This window comes from Cryobacterium sp. Y57, from assembly GCF_002929505.1.
Classification (GTDB): domain Bacteria; phylum Actinomycetota; class Actinomycetes; order Actinomycetales; family Microbacteriaceae; genus Cryobacterium.
The window spans coordinates 1-22,632 of record NZ_PJJL01000067.1; the positions used below are offsets into that span (position 1 = coordinate 1).

Here is a 22,632-nt window from a genome sequence, read left to right on the forward strand (position 1 = left end):
ATAGATACATTACGGTCCCACCACCCACCCGTCAAAACGCCCCCCACCCGGGCGTGTCGCACCACCAACATCCGCTCCCCTATCACGTAAAAAACCGGGCCCACGTTATGAACGTGGGCCCGGTTTACAACCTGGGCCCAGGGACGGGGCCCAGGCCCCGTCCCCAAGAGGCAGGGGCTAGTAGCGGTAGTGGTCTACTTTGTAGGGGCCTTCTACGGGAATGCCCAGGTAGCCAGCCTGCTCGGGAGTGAGCACGGTCAGCTCGACGCCGAGAGCGTCGAGATGCAGGCGGGCGACCTTCTCATCGAGCAGTTTCGGCAGCACGTACACGCCAACGGGGTATTTCTCTGGCGAAACGTACAGCTCAATCTGCGCGAGGACCTGGTTAGTGAAGGAGTTGCTCATGACGAACGAGGGATGACCGGTGGCGTTGCCCAGGTTCATCAGACGCCCCTCCGACAGTACGAGCACGCTACGCCCGCTCGGCATGCGCCATTCGTCGACCTGCGGCTTGATCTGCACCTTGACCGCCCCGGGCAGCGACTCGAGCGCGGCCATGTCGATCTCGTTGTCGAAGTGGCCAACGTTGGCGACGATAGCGAGGTGCTTCATGCGCAGCATGTGGTCGACACCGATGACGTTGAAGTTTCCGGTGCCACTGACGAAGATGTCGACCTGTTCGACGACGGACTCGAGGCGGGCGACCTGAAAACCGTCCATCGCGGCCTGGAGCGCGTTGATCGGGTCGATCTCGCTCACGATCACCCGAGCACCCTGGCCGCGCAGTGCTTCGGCGGCTCCCTTGCCAACGTCACCGTAGCCGGCGACGAAGACGACCTTGCCGCCGATCAGCACGTCTGTGGCCCGGTTGAGTCCGTCCGGCAACGAGTGGCGAATGCCGTACTTGTTGTCGAACTTGCTCTTGGTGACCGAGTCGTTCACGTTGATAGCCGGAAACAACAGCTGTTTGCCCGCGGCGAGCTCGTAGAGTCGGTGAACACCGGTGGTGGTCTCTTCGGTGACGCCCACGAGGTCGGCGGCCACCAAGGTCCAGCGGTCGCTCGATTCCGCGATCGAGCGACGCAGGGCGGCGAGGATGACTCCGTATTCGTGGCTGTCACCGGCAGCATCCGCTGGTACGGCGCCGGCCAGTTCGAATTCGCGGCCCTTGTGCACGAGCATGGTGGCGTCGCCGCCGTCGTCGAGGATTAGGTTCGGGCCGGTCCACCCGGCCCCGGCCGCAGCCGCTTCGGCGCTCCAGTCGAAGATCTGCGACGTGCACCACCAGTACTCCTCCAGGGTCTCCCCCTTCCAGGCGAACACGGGAACACCGGCCGGGGCATCCGCTGTGCCGGTGGGGCCCACCGCAATCGCGGCGGCCGCGTCGTCTTGCGTGGAGAAAATGTTGCAACTAGCCCAGCGCACTTGGGCACCGAGTGCGACGAGGGTCTCGATCAGCACGGCAGTTTGCACGGTCATGTGCAGCGATCCGGCGATGCGGGCGCCGGCCAGCGGCTTGGTCTCAGCGAATTCGGTGCGCAGAGCCATCAGCCCCGGCATCTCGTTCTCGGCCAGGCGCAACTGGTGGCGGCCAGCCTCGGCTAGCGACACATCGGCGATCTTGTAGGTGAAGGTGGAGGGCACGGTGGGTGCGGCGACAGTCATGCTGCTATCTTGCCATTTCTCTCTGAACAACCTCCACATTGTTCTGCTAATGCGTGGGCAGGCCACTCAGCGAGCGAATGCCACCCCCACCAAGAATGGGTCACGGCAGCCCTGGACTTCCACTCTCGGGATCGTCGGCCAGGAGCCGATGACGTAGGAGGTGCCAGCCACGCGGAGCACTCGTACGCTCCGCATGTCGAGAGCACAGGTCAAAACTGTGTGGTTCCGAGCGAACGGAGAGCGGGCCGAGTACTGCCAGGGACTCCGCATAGTCGAAGGTGAGCGTGGCCACCGAGGGTTCGAGGCAGGCGACACGAGAACACGGGCGGAATGTCATTGCCTCTAAGGGTAGCCGCTTCCCGGCCGCCGTAGGATGGCAGCATGTCTCGATCCCGTCGTTCCGCAACCCCCGAACCGACGGTGCGCGGTCGTGGGCGCGACCGGCACGGCCGCGGCATCCGTAGTTCGGCGACCGGCCCGTTCCTGCCCCCACTGCGCACTCGCATCGATCTGTTTGACATGACGATCGCCAGCACAATCGAGTATTTGCGCGGCGTCTGGCCCGAAGAACTGGGCAAATCCGTGTTTGAGGTCGCCTCCGGACCACTCTCGGTCATACCCGGCATTGGCGTCGAGCGCTGGATGGTGACTCCGGAGACGAACCGCGTCGTCTTCTATCGCCTGCCGATCCAACGCCTGTCACGCCTGCACGAAAACGATGAGATACACCAGCGCATGATGATCGAGACCTGCGTCTTTCGCGGCGTCGCCGAGCTGCTCGGCAAAGACCCCTGGGACCTCGCGCCGGATCGCTTCCGCCACTTCTAGGTTTTGGTACACGACCGACGACCACCGCGTAGGCGTCGCGGCACGTGTGCGAGGTGATGACACGTGATCAAATCACTGCCACTTCTCCGACGCCTACCGCGAACAGCAATCCGGTTCGACCGGCATCCGCTTTTCAGACCGATCCGTGCCAGGACTGGGATCGCGGCCTGTCTGCGCGGTTATTCGGTGCGTCCGCGTGTCTGGACGTTTGCTGTATTTAGTAACAGAAAGGTAACAGATCGGAGCAATTCCAAACCGATTCCGGGATGGAGCCGAACACCATGCAGACCCCAACACCACCTGCTCGATCTATGGAAAAGGATTCATCCCATGCGTGTATTCACTAAAGCCACTATCGGTTTCGCCTCTGCTGGAATTCTCATCGCCGGCCTCGCCGGCTGCTCAGCGGGCGCCAGTACGACGGCCCCGGCACCCGCTGCGAGCTCAAGCTCGTCCAACTCGGCCGAAGCCACTCCGACGCCGCTTGCCTCGATTCCCAGCCTCTCCGGTGTCGACACCGCCGTGTTGCTCGACGCCGGCTTCGGCGCTGCGCTGACGAGCCTCGGCCTGACCGCCGGTACAGTCGGAACGGCCACGCTTACTGACGGCAGCCTGCACTTTCCGATCACCGGTGGCAACGTAGATTACTACGACCCGGCCGAGAGCTACCGCCCCTTCGTTCAGGGCTCCATTCAGCACGAAGGATCCGGATTCTCGCTGTCCGCCGGTGATACCGTCGTCGAACTGACCAACTTCACCATCGACCCAGGCACCTCGGAGCTCTTCGGTGACGTCTCGGTCAACGGAGAGTCCGCAGCAACCCAGGCCTTGCTCTTCAACCTCTACGGTTCAACCCTGGAGCCCCTCAAGATGGAGGGCGACAACGCCATCCTCACCGGCACCACGGTTCACATCTCCTCCGTCGCCGCCGGCCTGCTGAACTCCACGTTCAGCACCGAAGCCGTCACTGACCAGATGCTCGTCGGCATCGCGACCATCACCGCCGCGACCAAGTAGTAACTCGGCTCTTCATGAGCGAATAAGCAATACAGCAAAGATCGGGGCCCGCCACACGGCGGGCCCCGATCTTTGCATGCCCGGGGCCGCTTGCAGCTCGCGGCACGTAATGGGGAAGCCGGCACTCCTTCGTATGAGTACCCGCTTTGCTCCCAAGTGCCCCGACACGACTGGGCCACGACACGACTCGGCCACGACACGATCGGGCCGCGGGATTGAGCATCGGCAGGCGCTCAGCGCATCAAACGGATGCCGCCACCCGGCTGCGCAGCTCATCGCGCACGCTCACGGCAAGGTCGGGATGGTCGACGAAGACCCCGTCGATTCCGCTGCCCATGACCGCCGCGAACTCGTCGCGCCACTCGCCGAAACTGGCCGGCTGATCCCCCCGGCGACACGACGCGGTAAGAAAAGTATTCTCGGGCCGCAGGGTCCAGCAGAAGATGTCCAGCCCGGCCGCGTGGGCGTCGGTAACGAGAGAAGAAATCACCAAGTCGCCGACGGCCTCCGCATCGATGATCAGGGATTTGTCTACGCTGATGCCGTCGACGGTGCTACTGAGGGCATCGAGACCGGTTGCGCTGAGGTAATCGGAGTAATACGGCGCTGCGGCGCCGAGCCGGGCGACCTGATCGAGCGGCTGACCGGTTGGGGCGATCAGGAACACACTTCGAGCGGTCATGCCGCGATCCGCAATCTGCGCGAGCACGGTCGCTTCGAAGCTCTCGATGATGAGGCGGTCGTCGTCGTCGTTCCAACCGGCCGCGCGCACCTCAGCGACGAACAGCTCGTCGAGGGGCAGGCCGATCGAGGCGAAATAGGAGGCGTTCTTAATCTCCGCGACCATGCCGAGGGGGCGTTGACAGGTGTGTGAGTCCTCGTCGATAAGCTCGAACAGGTCGCTCAGCCGCATGATCGGGTATCGGTCGTCGTGCTGGACATTCTGCGGGCGCACGTGCGCAAGACGCTCCCGGGCGCGCAGAGTGGCCAGTTCGGCCCAGGTGAAATCTTCGGTGAACCAGCCAGTGAGGGTCTGACCGGCAAACTCCTTGGTCGTGCGGCGGCCGGTGAACTCGGCGCGAGACGCGACATCCGTGGTGACGGAAATGTCATTTTCATGGCGCAGCACCAACACTCCATCCCGGGTGGCGACGATGTCGGGTTCGACTGCGTCGGCGCCGAGCTCGAACGCGAGGGCGTAGGCGGAACGGGTGTGTTCGGGGCGGTAGCCGCTGGCTCCGCGGTGACCGATGACAAGAGGGGACATCTGCACACCGTAACTGTGCCGAGTGACGCCGACGGTCGGTCCAGGTGAACACCCGCTGAAGTTTTGACGCGGTGCAGGCGAACGCCACGCGACAACTGCGCGCATTCGCCTGAATCGACCGATCGGCTATCAATACGTTCCCTAACCTGACAGAGTCTGCTGCTTGGCTGACGGCACTTTTCAGGAGATTTCAGCGCATGCCCACCATCGAGGACCTACACCGCGGCACTGCGTCAGCGGTAGCGGCCCCGACGAACGTCGCGACGCCGGCGCAGCGCCGTGCATTCACCCCGCGCAAGAAAAAGAAACCGTGGAAATCGTGGCTGCTGTTTCTGCTGTTCGCCGGGCCAAACGTGGCCCTGCTCATCGTCTTCACCTACAAGCCACTCCTGCAATCGCTCTATTACTCGACCCTGCAGTGGAACCTGGGTTCGGCGTCGGCAATTCCGGTGGGTCTTGGCAACTATGTCACCTGGTTCAACGACCCCGGCACGGCTCGGGTCGTCACGGTCACCCTGATCTTCACTGTCGCGACCGTGGGCGGCGGCATGGTCATCGGCCTGCTGTTCGCGGTGTTGCTCAACCGTAAGCTGCATGGCCGCGGCGCCGCCCGCACCGTTATCGTTGCGCCGTATGTGCTCTCCGGGGTCGCGGTCGGCCTGCTTTGGCTGTTCGTTTTCGACCCGAACTTCGGCATCACCGCGGCGCTGCTCGACGCCATCGGTGTGGCCTCACCGCCCTGGTACAACGATCCGCAGTGGGCGCTGGTCATGGTCATCATCGTCTACCTCTGGAAAAACGTCGGCTACGTCGCGCTCATCTACCTGGCTGCCCTGCAGTCGGTGCCCCGGGACTTGCTCGAGGCAGCGTCGCTCGACGGCGCAACGCCGCTGCGCGCATTTCGCAACATCGTGTTGCCGCTGCTCGGCCCGACGACCTTCTTTCTGTCGATCACGACGCTGCTGAGCTCATTGCAGTCCTTCGACATCATCCAGGCGATGACCAAGGGCGGACCGCTCGAAGGCACCACCACGATGATGTACCAGATCTATCAGGAAGGCTTTCAGGCCGGTCGAGCCGGGTATTCTTCCGCGGTCGCGACGATTTTGTTCGCCGTCTTGCTCGTGGTCACTCTGATTCAAATGAAGTACGTCGAGAAACGAGTGCACTACTGATGTCCACGCCTACCTCGACCTCGCGTCGCCGTAAACCGCTTCAACTCGGCGGCTACCTTGGTTTGATCCTGGCCATCGCGATCATGATTCTGCCGCTGGTCTGGATGTTCCTGGCCGGGTTCAAGGAACGCGACGAGATCTACACGGTGCCGATCCAGTGGCTGCCCAACAGCTACGACCTGTCGAACTATGCCGCCGCCCTGGCCGCCGTGCCGTTCGCAAACTTTTTTCTCAACAGCACCATCACCACGGTGATCGGCGCCGGACTGAAAATGCTGCTCGGCCTGACCACCGCGTACGCTGTCGTCTTTCTGGAGTTTCCGTTCAAGAAGTTCGTCTTCGGCCTGGTGATCTTCGCCCTTCTGGTCCCGCAGCAGATCGTGATGATTCCCAACTTCACCCTCGTAGCCTCGCTCGGGTGGATCAACACGTATCAAGGCATCATCGTGCCTGGTCTCGCCAGCGCGTTCGGCACCTTTCTGTTTCGCCAGCACTTTCTGACCCTGCCGATCTCCATTCTCGAAGCCGCAGCACTCGACGGAGCCAGTCACTGGACCCGCCTCTGGCGTTTCATCGTGCCCATCTCGGCACCAACCATCGCCGCGGTGGCTTTGATCTCGATCGTCTCTGAATGGAACGAATACCTCTGGCCGCTGCTCGTTGTCGACCGCTCCGACATGATGACGCTGCCGGTGGGACTGACCCTGTTGCAAAACAACGACGGCGTCACCAACTGGGGCGTGCTGATGGCCGGAACTGTGCTGGTCACCGTGCCGGTGCTCATCGCGTTTTTTGCGCTACAAAAACGCATCATCGCCGGGCTGACGGCCGGCGGCGTAACCGGCTGACACATCGGCATCCGGTTATTCAGCGGATGCCGCCCCTCGATTTTCCACTTGAGACCACCCCCTACCAGGAGAGTTTTATGAACACGACACCCTCGTTCACAATCAACCGCCGGCAGATCCTGAAGCTCGCCGCTGTGTTCGGCGCCACGGCCACCCTCGCCGCGTGCAGCGGACCGTCGCTGGGAGCGGGCGCCGGTGCCGCTGACGTCGCGGTAACAGACTGGACGGGCATCACACCAGCCAAGGAGATCACCTGGTGGAGCAACCACCCGGGGACCTCGAAGCTGATCGAGGAAGAGATCATCAAGCGCTTCCAGGCCGAGAACCCGCAGATCACGGTGAACCTGGTCACGGCCGGCGCCAACTATGACGAGATCGCGCAGAAGTTTCAGGCGGCGTCGGGCACCAACAGCGTGCCCGACCTCGTGCTGGCCAGCGATGTGTGGTGGTTTCGTTACATGATCAACGGCCAGATTCTTCCGATCGACGATCTTGCCCGGCATCTCGAGATCGACACCGCCGACTTCAACGAAACTCTGTACGACGACTACACCTTCACCGGCAACCACTGGGCTATCCCCTACGCCCGCTCGACGCCGCTGTTCTATTACAACAAGGCCGTTTGGGCCAAGGCCGGGCTGCCCGACCGCGCGCCCAAGACCTGGGCCGAATTCGATGAGTGGGCGCCGAAGATTCAGGCCGATGGCGGCGTGACCCCCCTCGGTCTCGGCAAGGGTGCGTCCTGGGCTGCGTGGTGGTTCTGCAACATGCTGTGGGGACAGGGCGGTGCCTACTCTGACGAGTGGACGATGACGCTCGACACCCCCGAAGCGATCGCGGCAGCGGACTACCTGCAGTCACTGATTTACGACAAGAAGGTCGCCACCGTGGCGGCTGTGGACCAGGTCGCCGATTTCGGCGCCGGTCTGACCGGGTGCATCATGGGCTCGACCGGCTCGCTCACCGGCATTCTGGAGGCCGCGACCTTCGAGGTCGGCACCGGCTTTCTGCCGGAAGGGCCCGAAGGCCAGGCCTGCCCAACCGGCGGAACGGGCATCGCCATCGCCGCCGACCGCACCCCGGAGCAGCAGTTGGCCGCCGGCATGTTCTTGAAGTTTCTGACCAACTCCGAGAACACGGCGTACTTCTCCTCGAACACCGGTTATATGCCGGTACGCACCTCCGCCCGCGACGGCGAGACGATGACCAAGGTCTACGCCGAGTTCCCGCAGTTTCGCACGGCCGTCGACCAGCTCGAGACCACCCGCTCGCAGGACTGGGGCCGCGTCTTCGTACCGAACGCCGACAAGGAGCTCACCACAGCGCTGGAGAAGATCATGCTCCAGCAGACCGACCCGGCCGAGGCGTTCGCGGTCGCGAGCACGGCGATCGCGACCTCGTTCGACGAGAACGTGAGCGCGTACCTCTAGTTTCGGGGTTTTGTGGGAGCGGGTCCGCCGAGTTGGCGGGCCCGCTTGTGTGCATGTGGGGATGGTTTCCGGGCGTGCGCTGCTGATTTCGGGTCGAAACTCCCGGGTCGGCAGAGCGGCTGGCCGGTGCGATGCCGGTCAGGGCCTTCAGCGCCCGGCCGCCGTCGATGGCGCGAGTTCGGCTAGTTCCGCGTTCAGATCGTCGTCGAGAGGGAAGTCACGTTCTGTATTCGCGCCATGACCTGTCACTCCGATGGCTCGATAGAATTCCGCAACCGCCCGGCGTCCGTACGCCTCATGGTCGAAGACGCTCGCGGCGACGTCTCCACAGAGAAAAGCGGTGAGGCCGGCCGCGAGGCCTGCGTCGGTTTGTGGAACGACGAGACCGGCGGCCTGCGGCAGCGCATCGTGAACGGATGCGAAGGCCACCGTCACCACCGCGCGCTCCAGGACCAGCGCTTCCAGAATCACCATCGGGGCGCCCTCGTAGTCGCTCGACAGCACGAAGCAGTCCGCTGCCGCGAGCACCGGGTAGGGATTGGCGAGCGCTCCGGTCAGGGTGACCGCGGCCGACAGGTCCAGATCGAGGATCAACGCTGTAAGTTCGGCTTTCAGTGGCCCCGCGCCGACGATGACGAGCCGGGTGAAGGGATTCCGAGCATGCACGAGGGCGAACGCCCGAATCAGGCGGGTCTGGTTCTTCTCCGGAGAGAGGCGCCCGATGGTGACGAACGTGGTCGTGGCGGCGGTGGCCGGCGACTCGGTGCACGGCGGGAACACATCAGCTGCGCCGCGCAGGATGCGTTCAACGTCGACGGTGTTGTGCGCGACGGTGAACTTGGAGCGCGGCGCATAAACGGCGAGCGCTTCGGCGTTGATCTCGGACAGCGCCGGTGACACGGAAACCAGGTGGTCGTAACGGTTGTAACGGGCGAAGGTCTCGGTGAGGCCGCGCAGCATCCGCTTGACTCCCCCGATGGCGCGGTGGGCATCGGCGCCGAGGTCGTTGTGCAGCCAGATCGAGCGCACGGCGGGAGGCGAGTGCAGCAGTAATTCAGCCCAAAATGGACCGTATCCGCTGAAATCCACGACGTGATCGAAGCGGCTGTCGCCAAAGCAGCGGGTGAACTCCGCAGCAAAGTCGGCGTCAGCTGCGGAGGTAGCACGGGGGCCTGAGGTGTTACGCGCTCCGAGGGAACCGGCCACGGCGGGGGCGACGGCCCGGGCCGGGCGGCGGCGGGCCAGCCGCTGCCTCACTCCGCCATTCATGCCGCCGATGCGGGCGAACTGTCGCACTCGCGGGTCGATCAGCCGCTGGTTGGCGCGGCGGGCCGGCGCGGCACTCTTTGCGAAGGTGACCGAGATGTCAAACCGTTCGTGGTCGATCGCGCCGAGCAGGTTGAGCGCGGCAGAGGTGATGCCGTTCGGCTTCATGCCGCCGAGATAGATGAGCACGGAGGTGCGGACGGCGGCGGTCGGCACGTGCAGCAGCGGACCAGGGTCGGCACCGCGAAAGACGATATCGATCACGCGGGCACTCGCAGCGCCGTCATCTTGGCCGACATAGTCGTGTTGGGCGATTCGATAGCGCTCGGTGAAGGCCGACAACCTTCCATGGTCTGCGATGTGGCCAATGAACGCGACGACCTCCGCTACCGTGCGACAGACCGGGCCGGGCAGCTCAGCCGGCGTCAGGTAGAGCCCTCGGGTCTGCTCGAAGTCGGCAAGGTCGGGTGTGAAGAACACGATCGGCAGACCGGTCGCGAGAAAGTCGAAGAAGATGCTCGAGTAGTCCGTCACCAGTATGCCCGCGAGCCCGAGCACGACGTTGGTGGGCAAGTCATTCGGCACCAGAATCCGGGCGAGGTCCGCGCGGCCGGTGGCGAGTGCGTGCACAGCCTGGTGAGTTTTCAGCAATACGATATAGCGACTGCCGTCGATTCCGGCTTCGATGTGCCGAACGCGCTCGAGCAGTGCGTCGAGGTCGTCGTCGGGGTGGGCGAAAGACGCGCCCTTCCACGTGGGGGCGTAGAGCACGATCTCGCGGCCACCGGGGTTGAGCTGCGCGAGCCGAAAACGCGCGCTTTGAGATTCCGCCGCGGAGAGCGTCTGCCGGTCGATGCGGGGGTAGCCGGCCAGCAGCATCCGTCCGTGAAAGATGCCGTCGAGTTTGTAGGCGCGCTCATACATTTGACGGGCCATGAACGGGTTGGCGGCGAGCAGATAGTCGGCACTGACAAAGTTGCGCACGATATTGGACGTCCCGAAAGCGCCGTCGGCCATGTCGTAGCCCATGTGTTTGAGCGGCGTGCCGTGCCAGGTGTTGAGGTAGATCTGGCCGACTCGTTTGGAAAATTGCGGCGGAAAGGTGGCGTTGCTGATGAGGTAGCGGCTCGTAGCGAGGGCACGATAGTAGGCGGGCGAGCCGCTTTTCACGAAGCGCACCGTGCGATCGTGGCGAAATTCCCGGCGCGCCACACGCGGGTCGTTGAGCGCCCAGATATGCCGTAAATGCTTCTGATCAGGCATATTGTGCAGTTGCCTGAACAGGGCCTCTGGGTTGCAGAGCAGCCCGGATCCGTTGAACGCTTCGTACAGCACATGGTGTGGGCGAATCGGACGGGTGCGCCAATAGGCGTGGGCTTCGTAGCGTACCGCCCGACGAATGCGGCCCACCAGCCTGATGAGGCGGCGACGTGGCCCCGCGCTCCGGCGTGAAAAAACGAGAACGAAGAGCCGCACGAGCATGCCCAGTTTGGCGGCGAGGGCACAAGCAGGGGGTCCAGTGATTTGGACGGCGACGGGTTCAATTCGGGGCAGCAGTGCGGGCACGGGCACGGTCACTGCGCCGGATACGCCGTCGGGAGACTGAGGCCGCGCTCGGTGAGCACGGCGCGCAGCCGGGTGGGATAGTCGGTGATGATGCCGTCGACGCCCAGGTCGACGAGGGTGTGCATGAGCGCGGTCTCGCTGACCGTCCACGGGATCACGGGCAGTCCGGCGGCGTGGGCCTCGGCCATGAGCTCGGGCGTGACCGTTTCGAACGATGGCGACAGGGCGTCATAGCCCTTTGCCGCAGCTGCCCGGGCGACCGAGCCGTCGTAGTCGTCGATATCGATCCCACCGAGGTGCACGCTTCTGCCGGGCTGGCCCACTTCGAGCCAGTCGTCGTCCTGGGCGAGGGCGACGAGTCGCAGCTCGGGTGATATCCGCCGCACGAGGTCGAGGGAGGCCCAGTCGAAACTCTGCACGGTGATTCGGTCGGCACGGCCGGAGACCGCAATCGCGGCGACGACGGCGCGAGTGAGCGCCGTCATTTCCCCGTCACCGGTTGGGCCGGGGGTTTCGATCTTGGTCTCGATATTGAGCTGCACGGTATCGGCATGGTGAGCGTCGACGAGCGCGAACACGTCGGCCAATTCGACGATCATGTTGCCGGGTACGTTGTGCTGCGCCGGATAGCCGGGCAACTGCTGGTATCCGCAGTCCAGCGTCTGAATCTGGGCAAGGGTCAGTTCACGCACGCGCCTGCCGGCGTAGGGGAAGGCCGGGTCCTGGCGGAAGGCGGCCTCTGTGTCGCGGCATTTGCTCGTGGTGAGCACATCGTCGTGCCAGACGACGACGGCGTTGTCGCGGGTGAGGTGCGTGTCGAGTTCGAGCGTGCTGACGCCGAGTTCGAGCGAGGCGGCGAAGGCGGCGAGGCTCTCCTCGGTGTGTTCGCCGCGCCCGCCACGATGGGACTGCAGGTCGAAGGCGGCGCTCGAGTCGAGGGGCGCAGCTGCCTTGGCCGGTTCGGCGAGCGCCGACTCTCCCTGTGCGGCCACGACAGCCCCGCCAACCAGAACCGTGCTGAGGGCGGCGGCCGCCGCGATGATCAAAATCTTGCGCATGCCGGCACTCTTTCGTGGATCGCCGCACGCCGAAAGGCGCGCTGCAGCCCACGTTATAGAGCCGAGGTGACCGGCATCCGCCGCTCAGCCGTCAGGCGGATGAACTCTGTGTGAACGCGAACGGGTGCCGCATCCGTTCGAAAACTCCGGGGCCGGCGCGACGCAGTGACATGGCGACGATCACGATGAGTGCGATCGCGATCGACACCCGGGTGAGCTCCGGGTTCGGCACGAGCAGCCGCAGAGTGAGCGCCATCGGAACGAGCAGCCATTCCCAGCGGCCGCTGAGCGCCACGAACGGCAGCAGCAGCAGCGCATACCAGGGGTAGCGGGGGCTGAGCACGAGCAGGGTCGCACCGATCATGACCAGTTGCCCGACCCAGGGCCGGTTCTGATCGGTGGTGAGAATCACCAGCACGGCGACTACGGCGAGGATCAGGGCGGCCACGATAATAGCGGATGACCCCGGCGCGACCAGAGACACCAGCGCGAATCGGGAGCCGTCCTGGTAACCCTCCTCGCTCAGGTAACCGGGCAGGTAGCCCAGCACCCCGATACCGGTGGCGAGCACATAGGGCACATAGAGCAGCGCAAAGCTGAGAATGGATGCCATCACCATGCGCCAGCCGCCCCGCTTGAGCAGGGCCGGCGCGGCCAGTACCGGGATGAGTTTGGTGCCGATCGCTATTCCGAGCATGATGCCGCCGCGCCAGACTTTCCTGGTCGAGACCAGAAAAACGGCTGCGACGACGAAGATGACACCGAGCATGTCGACATGCGAGTTGGTGACCGCCTCGGTCGCCACGAGCGGGCACCAGGCCCAGAGCGCCGCATTTCTTTCATCAAGGCCGCGGCGGCGCATTCCAACCAGCAGCATGACCGTGGTGCCGAGGCTTAGCAGCAGCCCGGCGAGCTGCAACGGCCAGTAGGCGGGGCCGGGGCCGGTGAGAAAACGCACGCCGGCGAAGAAGATCTCGCTGGCAGGCGGGTAAATCGTCGGCACGGCGGTGCGGTTGAGGGCTGAGCAGAGCAGATCGCCGTCGGTCGTGCGGGCGCGCACGATGCGCTCGCCGATGCAGACTTCCGTGCCGGCGGCCGTGGTCTGGGGCTCCGGGAAGAGCCAGTCTGGCCGCAGGGAATCGAGGCGGCCATCCGCTGGTGTAAAGGCGTAGGGGCTGATGCCGTTGTTTTGTACGATGCCGTCCCACGCGTAGCGGGCCGAGTCGGTGCTCGTGTTGGGGGGACCGACCATGGCCGCGCCACCGATCAGCGCGGAGCCAGCCAGGATCAGAGCAATCACAGCCCTGCCGTTCACGCGACGCAGCAGCCACCAGGCCAGGCCGAACAGGAGCCAGAGCGCACTGGTAGCCAGCACGAGTGGTATCTCGTCGCGGTCGGGTGCGAACAGGTGGAAGGTGCTGACGCTGAACGCGGTGAGGGCAGCGCTGAGCACGAGCAGTCCCGAGATCAGAATAAGTCGCACCAGACCATCCTCACCTACCTCTGGCCAATCGCGATGTTTTCGGGGAAGCGCGAGTGAGAAACCTGCGGATTGTAAGACCTACGGGTGAACGCTCATCGCCCAAGGTGACGGTAGAGCAGATCGAGATTCTTCGACCGGACAGCGAGGATGCTGCTTAGCCCCACCCTTCGCGTTCAGGGAGCACGATCAGCGAATTGAGGCAGCGATCGCCGTCGCGACCAAAACCTTCATCGTGCTTCTCCTTAGTCTCGGCACGAGTCTCAGCGAGTAGATATCCATCACGTTGGCGACACCCACCGACAGTCCGGTGGGTCCGGTAGCGAAACCTCCCGGCAATAACCTCAATGCGCCCGGCCGGCCCGATGAAAAAATGATCCCGACCAGCGACTTTTCTGGGGAAAAGTTTGGCCATGTGCACACCGTAAGAAATTCACACCGGTTTTAGCGACCGTGTGGTGATCAAATAGGAGTATGCGGCGATTAATGTATGAGACCCAGCGGGCGCTGGCATCGCCGGTGCGCAATCCGCGGATGGCGACAGTGATCGGGCGGCTGCTCGGCGCCGCTTTTCTGATCTGCTTCGGTACCGGTCTGTACAGTCATTTTCTGCAGGAACCCCTCGACTGGATGCGATTTCCGACCCGACCGGAGTTTCTCTACCAGGTGACGCAGGGCACGCACATCATCACGGGAATCGCCTGTTTTCCCCTGCTGCTGGCCAAGCTCTACATCGTTTTTCCCAACCTGTTCGCCTATCCCCCGGTACGCGGGCTCGTTCATTTTCTGGAACGGGCCTCGATCGCCCTTTTCGTGGGCGCCTCGCTCGTGCAGATCACGATGGGGCTGCTCAACACTTTTCAGTGGTATCCATGGCCGTTTCCGTTTCGGCAGGTGCACTTTGCGCTCGGCTGGGCGCTGATCGGGTTGCTGGTTATTCACATCGGGGTAAAGCTCCCGGTGATCACGCGGTACTGGAGCAAGGGTTCCTTAGACAGCGAGCATCCGGAAGATGCGGCCTCGGTCGACCGAGCTTCCGACGCGGAGGCCGTGCGATTGTGGGGCAGCAGTCGGCCCGGCGGCGTGACCGGGCGCGTACTCGATTACATCGACGCGACGCCGCGTACGCTTACCAATAGTGTCAGTCGGCGCGGATTCCTCACGACAGTAGGCGTGGCCACCACTGCCGTCGTAGCCCTGACCGCTGGCCAGACCTTCACACCGCTGAACGCGGTCAACCTGTTTGGGCCACGCAAGAAGGGCATCGGCCAGCAGGGCGTTCCGGTGAACCGCACGAGCGAGCAGGCCAAGGTAGCGGATGCCGCCCTGGCCGCGGGGTGGACCCTCACCGTGGCGGTGGCCGGCACCGAACGCTCCTTCACCCGGTCCGAGTTGCTGGCGCTGCCGCAGACCGAGGTTCAGCTTCCGATCGCCTGCGTCGAGGGTTGGAGCCAGATGGCCCACTGGCGCGGCGTGCGATTGAGGGACCTGGCCGATCTGTTGAGCGCCGACCCGGACACCTCGTTTCGCCTGATCAGCCTCGAAGAACGCGGCAGCTTCAGCAAGACCGAGATGGGCCGCGAGTATGTGCGTGACCCGCTCACCCTCGTCGCACTCGAACTGAACGGGGAGACGCTCGACCTCGAGCACGGGTATCCTGCGCGCATGATCGCGCCGGGCCGCCCCGGCGTACTGCAGACCAAATGGCTCAGCCGAATCGAGGCGATCTGATGACGACGAGTAAGACGGGACTGAATCCCCCGCCGGCCGGAATCCTGGCGTCGACCAGCAGACGGATGCGCAACATCCGTCTGGCTCTGCTGGGTGTTGGTGTGCTGCTGCTCGCCTGGGGCGCGTTTGTGCTGTTCGATTCGGTGCGGCTAACCCGCATACCGGGGGTCGCACTGTGGATTGCGGCGGCGATCGTGCTGCACGATGCGATTCTGGCGCCGATCGTGTTCGCGTTCGGGATCGCGCTTCGGCGAGCCGGTCGGCGCATGACCGGCACGGTCATTGCGATCGTTCAAGGCGCAATAGTGGTCGGATCGATCGTGTCGCTGATCGCGGTGCCGACGCTCGTGGCGAAGAATTTCGCACCCGCGAACCCGACCGTGCTCCCGCTGAATTACGGACTGAACCTTGCGATCTTCTGGCTCCTGCTGGCCCTGGTCACCGTGGGGCTGTCGGCATGGGCGTTCCTGCGCTGGCGGAGCTCGGCCGAGGCCTTCCCGGATGACTCCGGGCGGTGACGTGTCGAGCTCCGGGCCCATCTTGTGGCCGTGGGCCCAATTAATCGACTGCATCCACGGACTGGGCCCGGGCCCCGTCCGTGGATGCAGGCACAGCGGTGCAGGCAGGCAGCTAGGAGCGGGCCAGGCGGGCGAACGAACGGCCGCCCCTGGTCCATTCTGCGACCTGCACCAGTCCGACTTTCGCGGCCCGGCGGCACAGGGCGCTGACTCCGATTTCGGCCCACGGGAACGCGTCACTCGTGTGTCCGGCAGCGTCGTGCAGGGTGCCTTCATAGGCGAGGTCGTGCTCGGGGTCGCGGTGCACCTCAACGACGAGCACACCGTCGACAGCGAGCAGCGCCGCGCATCGGTCGAGCAGGGCGTCGGGATCACCACCGATGCCGATGTTGCCGTCGACGAGCAGCAGGGTCGCCCAGGTTCCCTCCAACGGAATGTCGTCGAAGACGGAGCGTTGCAAAACGGCGAGCCCCGCCGCGAGGGCGATTCGCACGGCGGTCGGCGACACGTCGACTCCCAGGGCGCTCAGTCCCGCGTCGCGGGCGGCTTGAATCATGCGGCCCGGTCCGCAGCCGATGTCGAGCACCGGTCCGGCAGCCCCGTCGAGCAGGGAATGGTCGATCGCATCGGCTCCGGCGCTCCATCGCGCGGCATGCATTGTCGACACGCGCATCGGCGTGCCCGGGTCGGCACCGGCCCGATTGCCGTGGAGGTAGAGCACATTGTCGTCGCTCTGCAACGCCTGGGCATATGGTTCGGACCCGCCAGCTCCGAACGTGCTCGGACGGCGAAAGTGTTCGGCCGTCGCGCGGTCCACGTTGTCAGCTGTTCCGGTTGCCCACTGCTCCCACCGGCGAGGCGACACGAGGGTCACGAGCGTGCCCCGCTCAGGGCTGCTGGCAGAAAATCGGTGTCCTGCAGGCGAGCGGATGCCCGCACCCCCGCGAAAGCACGCGCGAAGCGCGTGCGAGGGGCGACCGAGGCGACGGTGTGGGCATCCGTTATGGTGTCGATGTCGGTGAGTGTCGGCAGGAGGCGTACGCTGAGTCCGGCCTCGTCGAGGCGTCGCAGCTGGTGGGCGCCGGTGTCGGGGCGGCTCATCGGGACATCGCGGAGCAGCGTTCCACTCGGGCTTTTCAAAGCGAGCGCCCAGAAGCCGCCGTCATCGGCCGGGCCGAACCAGGCGTCCGTTTCGTCGCTCCAATCCGTGAATACGGGGGCGAGCAGCTCAGCGCTGACCTGAGGGGTGTCCATTCCGAGCAGCAGAGTGGGCTCGGCGAGGGTGTCAAAGATGGCAGCGAGGCGTTCATCAAGGCTTCCAGCGCTCTGCGGCAAAATTTCCCACGCGGATGCCTCCACCGGCGCAGTCACGCCGTCAAACGCCAGAATATGGCGCGTTGCCGGCAGTTCTGACGCAACGGCGAGAGTGTCAGCGAGGCTGGCGGCGGCGAGTTGCGCAGCCTGCTCGAGCGAGAGCGGCGGGTGCAGCCGGGTCTTGACCTTGCCGGGCAGGCATTCCTTGGCAATGACGACGATCGCGGTCATGAGCGGGCCTCGTTCCGGATGCTGGGGCCGATGTTGTCGGCGGTGGCTGGTCTTCTGCGGTCGGTATTGAGCAGCGCGGACATGTCCGTGATGGCGGTGAGGGTACCGCGCACGGTTCCGGTCACTTTGCTACGGCCGACGCGCGGTGCATACGGGGTATCGACTTCACAGATGCGCCAGTTGGCCGCTGCGGCGCCGAGAAACATCTCCAGCGGATACCCGCTCCGGCGATCGATGAGGTCGAGGGCGAGAAGGTGTTCGCGGCGCGCCGCTCGCATAGGGCCAAGGTCATGAATATTCACACCTGTTGTTCGGCGCAGTCGCCAGGAAAGATAGGTATTTGCCAGACGGGCGTGCGGAGGCCAGGCGTTGCGGGTGGTGGGGCGGCGGCGTCCAAGCACAAGATCAGCCTCGTCAGCAATGATCGGGTCGACCACGAGCGGCAGGTCGCGGGGGTCCATCGAGGCGTCGGCGTCGCAGAAGGCCACGATCGGAGCCGTGGCGGCCAGGAGACCGGCGTGGGCGGCGGCACCGAATCCGCGACGACTTTCGTGCACGACCTCCGCGCCGAGACTACGGGCGAGTTCGGCCGATCCGTCGGTCGAGCCGTTGTCGACAACGATCGCGCGGTAGCCGACCGGCATGCGTTCGAGAATCCAGGGCAGGGCCTGCACCTCATTCAGGCAGGGCAACACAACGTCTACCCGAAAATTGATCATTAGGCGAACTTAGGCGGGATATCTGAGTTTGCGGGGTGAAAGATATTACGAAGCACAGAAGAAAGCTGGGAAACCCGTCTGGAGAGCGTTCCGCGGCGGTCGGATGACTTTGCCGGGTGTGCGTGCAGCGCTTGCGTCACCCCGGCGACCGAGCCCCGGTTCCCCACTCGGGCTCACGCCGGCCCGTCCCGGGGGTCAAGCATCCGCTCAACTGGTGCGCGCGCTGCGACGGCGGCACGCTTAGTCTGGGGGGGTGCCTCCCTCCCAACATTTTGCGCAGCCCCAAACAGATGCCCCCGCTGGCCGTCGCGTGCTCGTCATCGAGGACGACCCGATGGTATCTGAGGTGGTCGGGCGGTACCTGCGCGCCGCCGGATTCGTCGTGGATGAAGCCACCGACGGGCTCGCCGGTCTGCGCCAGGCCGAAATTGCCCTGCCCGATCTGGTGGTGCTGGACCGTATGCTGCCGCTGCTGGACGGTATCGAGGTATGCCGGCGGATCCGCATGAACTGGGGTGCGTTACCGGTGATCATGCTGACCGCGCTCGGCGAAGAGGAACACCGCATCGAGGGCCTCGAAGCTGGCGCCGACGACTACCTGGTGAAGCCGTTCTCGCCGCGGGAACTCGTGCTACGGGTGCAGTCGGTGCTGCGGCGAAGCAACACCGAATACATTCCGGAGGGGATTCTCGATGTCGGCGAATTCTCGCTCAACCTGGCCGCGCACGAGATTCGATTACGCGGCCAGCCGCTCGTGCTCACCGCCCGCGAGTTCGATTTGCTCGCCTATCTCATCTGGCGGCCGTCGAAGGTACTGACCCGCGAGGAGTTACTCCGTTCGGTCTGGGGCTGGGAGTTCGGCGACCTGTCCACGGTGACCGTGCACGTGCGGCGGTTGCGGGAGAAGATCGAGGCCGACCCGGCGCATCCGCTTCTCGTCACGACGGTGTGGGGGGTCGGATACCGGTTCGATCCGGTTCCGCTCGGCGCCAGCGAAGGCAGCGTGGATGACGGGTTGCGATGAACGCTGAAATGTTTGCGACCGTCGTCGCCATCGCGCTAGGCTGCGCGCTCGTCGTGGGGGCGCTCGCCCTGCTGACACTACGCCTGCTGTCGCGGGGGTCGCTCGTGATTCAGGTGGTCATCGTCGCGTTCGCGACCATTGCATCGGTGGTCAGCGGAATGTCCGCGGTGGCGTCGCTCATGTACATATCGGCGCACGACCTGAACATGTTCTACACGGTGGCCGTCGTCGCCGGGATCGTGTCGCTCGTGATGGCCGCGGTGCTGGGGCGTTCACTCGCGCGCGACAACCAGTATTTTCGGGCCGCAGCGGCAAGCATCGGCCGCGGCGAAGCCGTCACATCCCCGGACCGGCATACGAGTACGGAGTTCGCCTCGCTCGCCGGGGAACTGGCCGCGACGGCCGATCGGCTGACCGAATCCCGCAAGCGGGAGGAACGCATGGAAGCGTCGCGCCGTGAAATCGTAGCGTGGATCTCGCACGACCTCCGCACGCCCCTCGCCGGTATTCGCGCCATGGCCGAGGCCCTCGAAGATGGCATGGCACCCGACCCCGAGCGCTACTACGTGCAGATCCGCGGGCAGGTCGACCGGCTCAGCGGCATGGTCGATGACCTGTTCGAGCTGTCTAGGATCCACGCCGGGACCCTCCAGCTCAACCTCGAACGGGTCGCCCTGTATGACTTGATCAGCGACACAATCGCCGATCTCGCGCCGGTCGCCCTCGCAAAATCCCTCCACCTGCGATTCGAGGGCGAGCGCGGTCTCACGCTGCAGGCGGATGCCCGCGAACTCGCCCGCGCGGTCGGCAACCTGGTCATGAACGCCATTCAGCATTCCCCGGCCGGGAGCGCCATCGTTGTCTCGGTCACCGCGCACGACGACGGGCGGGCGGTGATTTCGGTCGTCGATGCGGCCGGAGGCATTCCCGAGCGGGACCTTGGCCGGGTGTTCGAAGCCGGCTGGCGAGCGAGCGAGCCGCGCACCGCGTCCGCTTGCGGAACCGGCGCCGGCCGCAGCGGCGGTGCCGGGTTGGGCCTTGCGATCGTCGAGGGAATCGTGCGAGCTCATGCCGGGCAGGTGACCGTGACCAATGTTGAGAACGGATGCCGGTTTGAGCTGCTGTTGCCGCAGCATCCGCTGGCGTGACGGGGGTTGGTTGCTCAGTCAGGAACACGAGGTGCGGCGCACCCGGGCACGCCCGAAAGATAAGCGGCAGCCTGGGACATTCCCCTCGGATTGCGTGAATCGGCCCTCGAGTGTGGGCGGGGGGCGCGGTCAGGGGCGTACTGCTGCGCGCAGCGGAGCCGTGGCGAACTCACGCATACCGTCTTCGAACGAGACCTGTGCCGACCAGCCGAGTTCGGTGCGCAAGCGCTCGGAGGATGCGGTGATGTGCCGCACATCGCCGAGCCGATACTGCCCGGTCACGATCGGGGCCAGGCCACCGGCCGCAGCAGCGAGGGCGGTGGCCATGTCCCCGATGGTGTGCACAATTCCGCTGCCGACGTTGAATGGGCGTACAACTCCGGAATGCGTTGATCCCTCAGGAGCGGTGAACTCCAACGCGGCCACGTTAGCCGCGGCAACATCGCGCACATGCACGAAGTCGCGGCGCTGGCGCCCGTCTTCGTAGACCCGCGGGGCCTCACCGCGCTCGATGGCCGACCGGAACAGCGACGCGACTCCTGCATAGGGCGTGTTCTGCGGCATGCCCGGACCATAGACATTGTGATATCGCAGGGCGGCAACGCGCCCGCCGGTCGATCGAGCCCAAGCCGTGGCGAGGTATTCCTGGCCGAGTTTGCTGCTCGCGTAAACGTTGCGCGGGTCGAGCGGATCAGTTTCACTCACCAATACGGGTTCGAGCGCCTGCCCGGTCTCGGGATCGAGGGGGTCAAAGCGTCCGGCGTCGAGGTCGCACGCGAGGCGCGGGCCCGGCCGGGTGGGTCCGTTCGGACCACGGTAGCTGCCCTCGCCGTAGACCACCATGGACGACGCCAAAACCAGGCGACGGATACCGCGCTCGGCCATCGCGGCCAGCAACACCGCCGTTCCTACCTCGTTGCTGTGTACATAGTCGGGGGCATCGGCAAAGTCGACGCCGAGGCCCACCTTGGCGGCTTGGTGGCACACCACGTCGACGCCTGCGAGGGAGCGGGCGACCGTGGCAGGGTCGGTGACATCGCCGTGCACGAACTCCACGCGCGAGTCGAGCCCCGCCGGACGAGCGTTCCCGACCCCAAGCCCCCATTTCGAAGCCGGAACCGGGGGAAGCACCGAGGCAGGGCCGTGCACGTCGGCACGCAGGGAGTCGAGCACGCGCACCGTGTAGCCGTGGGCAAGAGCGGCATCGACGATCGCGGACCCGATGAAGCCCGCGCCCCCGGTGATGAGCACGACGGTCATGCGATCTCCGATGCCACGGCACGTGCCAGCACGGCGTCGACCTGAGCCGGGTCGATGAGCTCACGGGGGATGAAGTCCGTCGGCAGGGCACGCAGGATCCCGTCGATCGCGGCCAGGATGCGTGGCTGGGCGTCGCGGAGGCGACGGAACACGGCCGACGCGGTGACGGCATCCGTCGCGCTGGAGGTTGTGACGACGGATGGTGTCGGGCTGCCGGAATCAGCGGCGGCAACCGGGGCCAGACCGGCGTCGGCGTCGGTTACGAACGACAGGTTGACCGTGCCCATGTTGAGTTCGCCGGCCAGTACGATCTCAGGGTAGGCGGTCATGTTGACGATGTGCGCGTCGATCGACCGGAACCAGACCGACTCGGCGCGGGTCGAGAAGCGCGGGCCCTGAATAACGACGACGGTTCCGGTCGGCGCGAAGTTCTCCCCGAGGTCCTCGAGCGCGCGCACGGCATAGCCGCGTAGCGAGGGGTCGAACGGGTCGGCGGCTGAGAGGTGCTGCACCGATTCCCGGTCGTAGAACGTGTCGGGGCGGCCGCTCGTGCGGTCGATGAACTGATCGGTGACCACGAGCAGCCCCGGCGCGTACTCCGGCGTGACGCCGCCGACAGCCGACGAGGAGATGATCGCGCGCACGCCGATCGAGGCGAGAGCCCAGATGTTAGCGCGGTAATTGATCCGGTGCGGGGCGACGCTGTGGCCACTGCCGTGCCGCGGCAGGAACGCGACGCGGCGACCGGCGCGCAGGCCGATCGTGACCGGAGCGGTTCCGTAGGGCGTCTGCACCTGGTGCGTGACGGCGCCGGATGGGTCGATGAGTTCGTAGAGTCCGGAGCCGCCGATGACGGCGATCTCTGCCCGGGCGGTCGGGTCGATCACAGGGTCAGCCAAAGAATCGGCCACGGGGTCAGCCAACGAGGCAGTCGGGTCAAGCGTCACAAGCGGCTCCCAGCGGGTTACATGTCTAGTGTTCAGTGTGCCATCGAAAGCTGCACACCACGGCAGCCAGCCGCTGCCACACAGGCTCCTCACACGTTCCGGGCCTGGGCCCCGTCCGCGGGCCCAGGTTATAAACGGGG

At 65.1% G+C, this 22,632-nt stretch carries 20 protein-coding genes; 9 read left to right on the forward strand and 11 right to left on the reverse strand.

Features of this window, described 5'->3' with window-relative positions:
• Positions 1-177 precede the first annotated feature (177 nt).
• Positions 178-1,665 carry an adenosylhomocysteinase gene (gene ahcY, locus CXY72_RS09660; protein ID WP_104127489.1) on the reverse strand — a complete coding sequence of 496 codons (1,488 nt, stop codon included), beginning with the start codon at positions 1,663-1,665 and terminating at the stop codon, positions 178-180.
• A gap of 100 nt (positions 1,666-1,765) precedes the next feature.
• Positions 1,766-2,002: a DUF3499 family protein gene (locus tag CXY72_RS09665; protein ID WP_104127490.1), complete on the reverse strand. Its 237-nt coding sequence runs from the start codon at positions 2,000-2,002 to the stop codon at positions 1,766-1,768.
• Positions 2,003-2,046: 44 nt separating this feature from the next.
• Here CXY72_RS09665 and CXY72_RS09670 point away from each other — a divergent pair, with 44 nt between their 5' ends.
• Complete coding sequence (locus CXY72_RS09670) at positions 2,047-2,493, forward strand: metallopeptidase family protein (protein WP_104127491.1); 447 nt, start codon at positions 2,047-2,049, stop codon at positions 2,491-2,493.
• Between the two features lie 330 nt (positions 2,494-2,823).
• Positions 2,824-3,510, forward strand: a complete 687-nt coding sequence (locus CXY72_RS09675) for a hypothetical protein (protein ID WP_104127492.1) — start codon at positions 2,824-2,826, stop codon at positions 3,508-3,510.
• A 241-nt stretch (positions 3,511-3,751) separates the two neighbouring features.
• Here the strand turns inward: CXY72_RS09675 and CXY72_RS09680 are convergent, their stop codons facing one another.
• Complete coding sequence (locus CXY72_RS09680; protein ID WP_104127493.1) at positions 3,752-4,777, reverse strand: glycerophosphodiester phosphodiesterase family protein; 1,026 nt, start codon at positions 4,775-4,777, stop codon at positions 3,752-3,754.
• Positions 4,778-4,974: 197 nt separating this feature from the next.
• On the opposite strand from CXY72_RS09680, the gene CXY72_RS09685 reads away from it, so the two are divergent.
• The 3 genes from CXY72_RS09685 to CXY72_RS09695 all read left to right on the forward strand — a co-directional run bounded on the left by CXY72_RS09685 (position 4,975) and on the right by CXY72_RS09695 (position 8,230).
• Positions 4,975-5,952, forward strand: a complete 978-nt coding sequence (locus CXY72_RS09685) for a carbohydrate ABC transporter permease (RefSeq protein WP_104127494.1) — start codon at positions 4,975-4,977, stop codon at positions 5,950-5,952.
• A complete protein-coding gene (locus CXY72_RS09690) occupies positions 5,952-6,800 on the forward strand; it encodes a carbohydrate ABC transporter permease (RefSeq protein ID WP_104127495.1) in 849 nt (282 codons plus the stop codon). The genes CXY72_RS09685 and CXY72_RS09690 overlap by 1 nt, the downstream gene beginning before the upstream one ends.
• Positions 6,801-6,877: 77 nt before the next feature.
• The gene (locus tag CXY72_RS09695; protein WP_104127496.1) at positions 6,878-8,230 is read left to right on the forward strand and encodes an ABC transporter substrate-binding protein; all 1,353 of its coding nucleotides are present in this window, start codon (positions 6,878-6,880) and stop codon (positions 8,228-8,230) included.
• A gap of 147 nt (positions 8,231-8,377) precedes the next feature.
• On the opposite strand, the gene CXY72_RS09700 is transcribed toward CXY72_RS09695, so the two are convergent.
• The 3 genes from CXY72_RS09700 to CXY72_RS09710 all read right to left on the reverse strand — a co-directional run bounded on the left by CXY72_RS09700 (position 8,378) and on the right by CXY72_RS09710 (position 13,603).
• Positions 8,378-11,074 (reverse strand): glycosyltransferase, encoded by a 2,697-nt coding sequence (locus CXY72_RS09700; RefSeq protein WP_233197743.1) that lies wholly within the window; start codon positions 11,072-11,074, stop codon positions 8,378-8,380.
• Positions 11,071-12,120 carry a glycerophosphodiester phosphodiesterase family protein gene (locus CXY72_RS09705; protein ID WP_104127497.1) on the reverse strand — a complete coding sequence of 350 codons (1,050 nt, stop codon included), beginning with the start codon at positions 12,118-12,120 and terminating at the stop codon, positions 11,071-11,073. The genes CXY72_RS09700 and CXY72_RS09705 overlap by 4 nt, the downstream gene beginning before the upstream one ends.
• Positions 12,121-12,211: 91 nt before the next feature.
• Positions 12,212-13,603 carry a glycosyltransferase family 87 protein gene (locus CXY72_RS09710; RefSeq protein WP_104127498.1) on the reverse strand — a complete coding sequence of 464 codons (1,392 nt, stop codon included), beginning with the start codon at positions 13,601-13,603 and terminating at the stop codon, positions 12,212-12,214.
• A gap of 483 nt (positions 13,604-14,086) precedes the next feature.
• Between CXY72_RS09710 and CXY72_RS09715 the strand changes: the two genes are divergently transcribed.
• On the forward strand, positions 14,087-15,331 hold the full coding sequence (locus tag CXY72_RS09715) for a molybdopterin-dependent oxidoreductase (protein WP_233197744.1): 1,245 nt from the start codon (positions 14,087-14,089) through the stop codon (positions 15,329-15,331).
• Positions 15,331-15,849 carry a hypothetical protein gene (locus CXY72_RS09720; RefSeq protein ID WP_104127500.1) on the forward strand — a complete coding sequence of 173 codons (519 nt, stop codon included), beginning with the start codon at positions 15,331-15,333 and terminating at the stop codon, positions 15,847-15,849. The genes CXY72_RS09715 and CXY72_RS09720 overlap by 1 nt, the downstream gene beginning before the upstream one ends.
• A 112-nt stretch (positions 15,850-15,961) precedes the next feature.
• On the opposite strand, the gene CXY72_RS09725 is transcribed toward CXY72_RS09720, so the two are convergent.
• Genes CXY72_RS09725 through CXY72_RS09735 form a run of 3 tightly spaced genes read right to left on the reverse strand, consistent with a single transcriptional unit; the run spans position 15,962 to position 18,113 of the window.
• On the reverse strand, positions 15,962-16,723 hold the full coding sequence (locus CXY72_RS09725; RefSeq protein ID WP_233197745.1) for a methyltransferase domain-containing protein: 762 nt from the start codon (positions 16,721-16,723) through the stop codon (positions 15,962-15,964).
• Positions 16,720-17,394 (reverse strand): DUF2064 domain-containing protein, encoded by a 675-nt coding sequence (locus tag CXY72_RS09730; protein WP_104127501.1) that lies wholly within the window; start codon positions 17,392-17,394, stop codon positions 16,720-16,722. Before CXY72_RS09730 ends, CXY72_RS09725 begins: the two co-directional genes overlap by 4 nt.
• Positions 17,391-18,113 carry a glycosyltransferase family 2 protein gene (locus CXY72_RS09735; protein ID WP_104127502.1) on the reverse strand — a complete coding sequence of 241 codons (723 nt, stop codon included), beginning with the start codon at positions 18,111-18,113 and terminating at the stop codon, positions 17,391-17,393. Before CXY72_RS09735 ends, CXY72_RS09730 begins: the two co-directional genes overlap by 4 nt.
• Before the next feature lie 253 nt (positions 18,114-18,366).
• Between CXY72_RS09735 and CXY72_RS09740 the strand changes: the two genes are divergently transcribed.
• Positions 18,367-19,137, forward strand: coding sequence for a response regulator transcription factor (locus CXY72_RS09740; RefSeq protein ID WP_233197746.1), 771 nt, complete (start codon positions 18,367-18,369; stop codon positions 19,135-19,137).
• Complete coding sequence (locus CXY72_RS09745; protein WP_104127503.1) at positions 19,134-20,285, forward strand: sensor histidine kinase KdpD; 1,152 nt, start codon at positions 19,134-19,136, stop codon at positions 20,283-20,285. Before CXY72_RS09740 ends, CXY72_RS09745 begins: the two co-directional genes overlap by 4 nt.
• Before the next feature lie 129 nt (positions 20,286-20,414).
• Here CXY72_RS09745 and CXY72_RS09750 read toward each other — a convergent pair whose 3' ends face one another.
• Positions 20,415-21,545: an NAD(P)-dependent oxidoreductase gene (locus CXY72_RS09750; RefSeq protein ID WP_104127504.1), complete on the reverse strand. Its 1,131-nt coding sequence runs from the start codon at positions 21,543-21,545 to the stop codon at positions 20,415-20,417.
• On the reverse strand, positions 21,542-22,492 hold the full coding sequence (locus CXY72_RS09755) for an MTAP family purine nucleoside phosphorylase (RefSeq protein WP_370446248.1): 951 nt from the start codon (positions 22,490-22,492) through the stop codon (positions 21,542-21,544). Before CXY72_RS09755 ends, CXY72_RS09750 begins: the two co-directional genes overlap by 4 nt.
• Positions 22,493-22,632 lie beyond the last annotated feature (140 nt).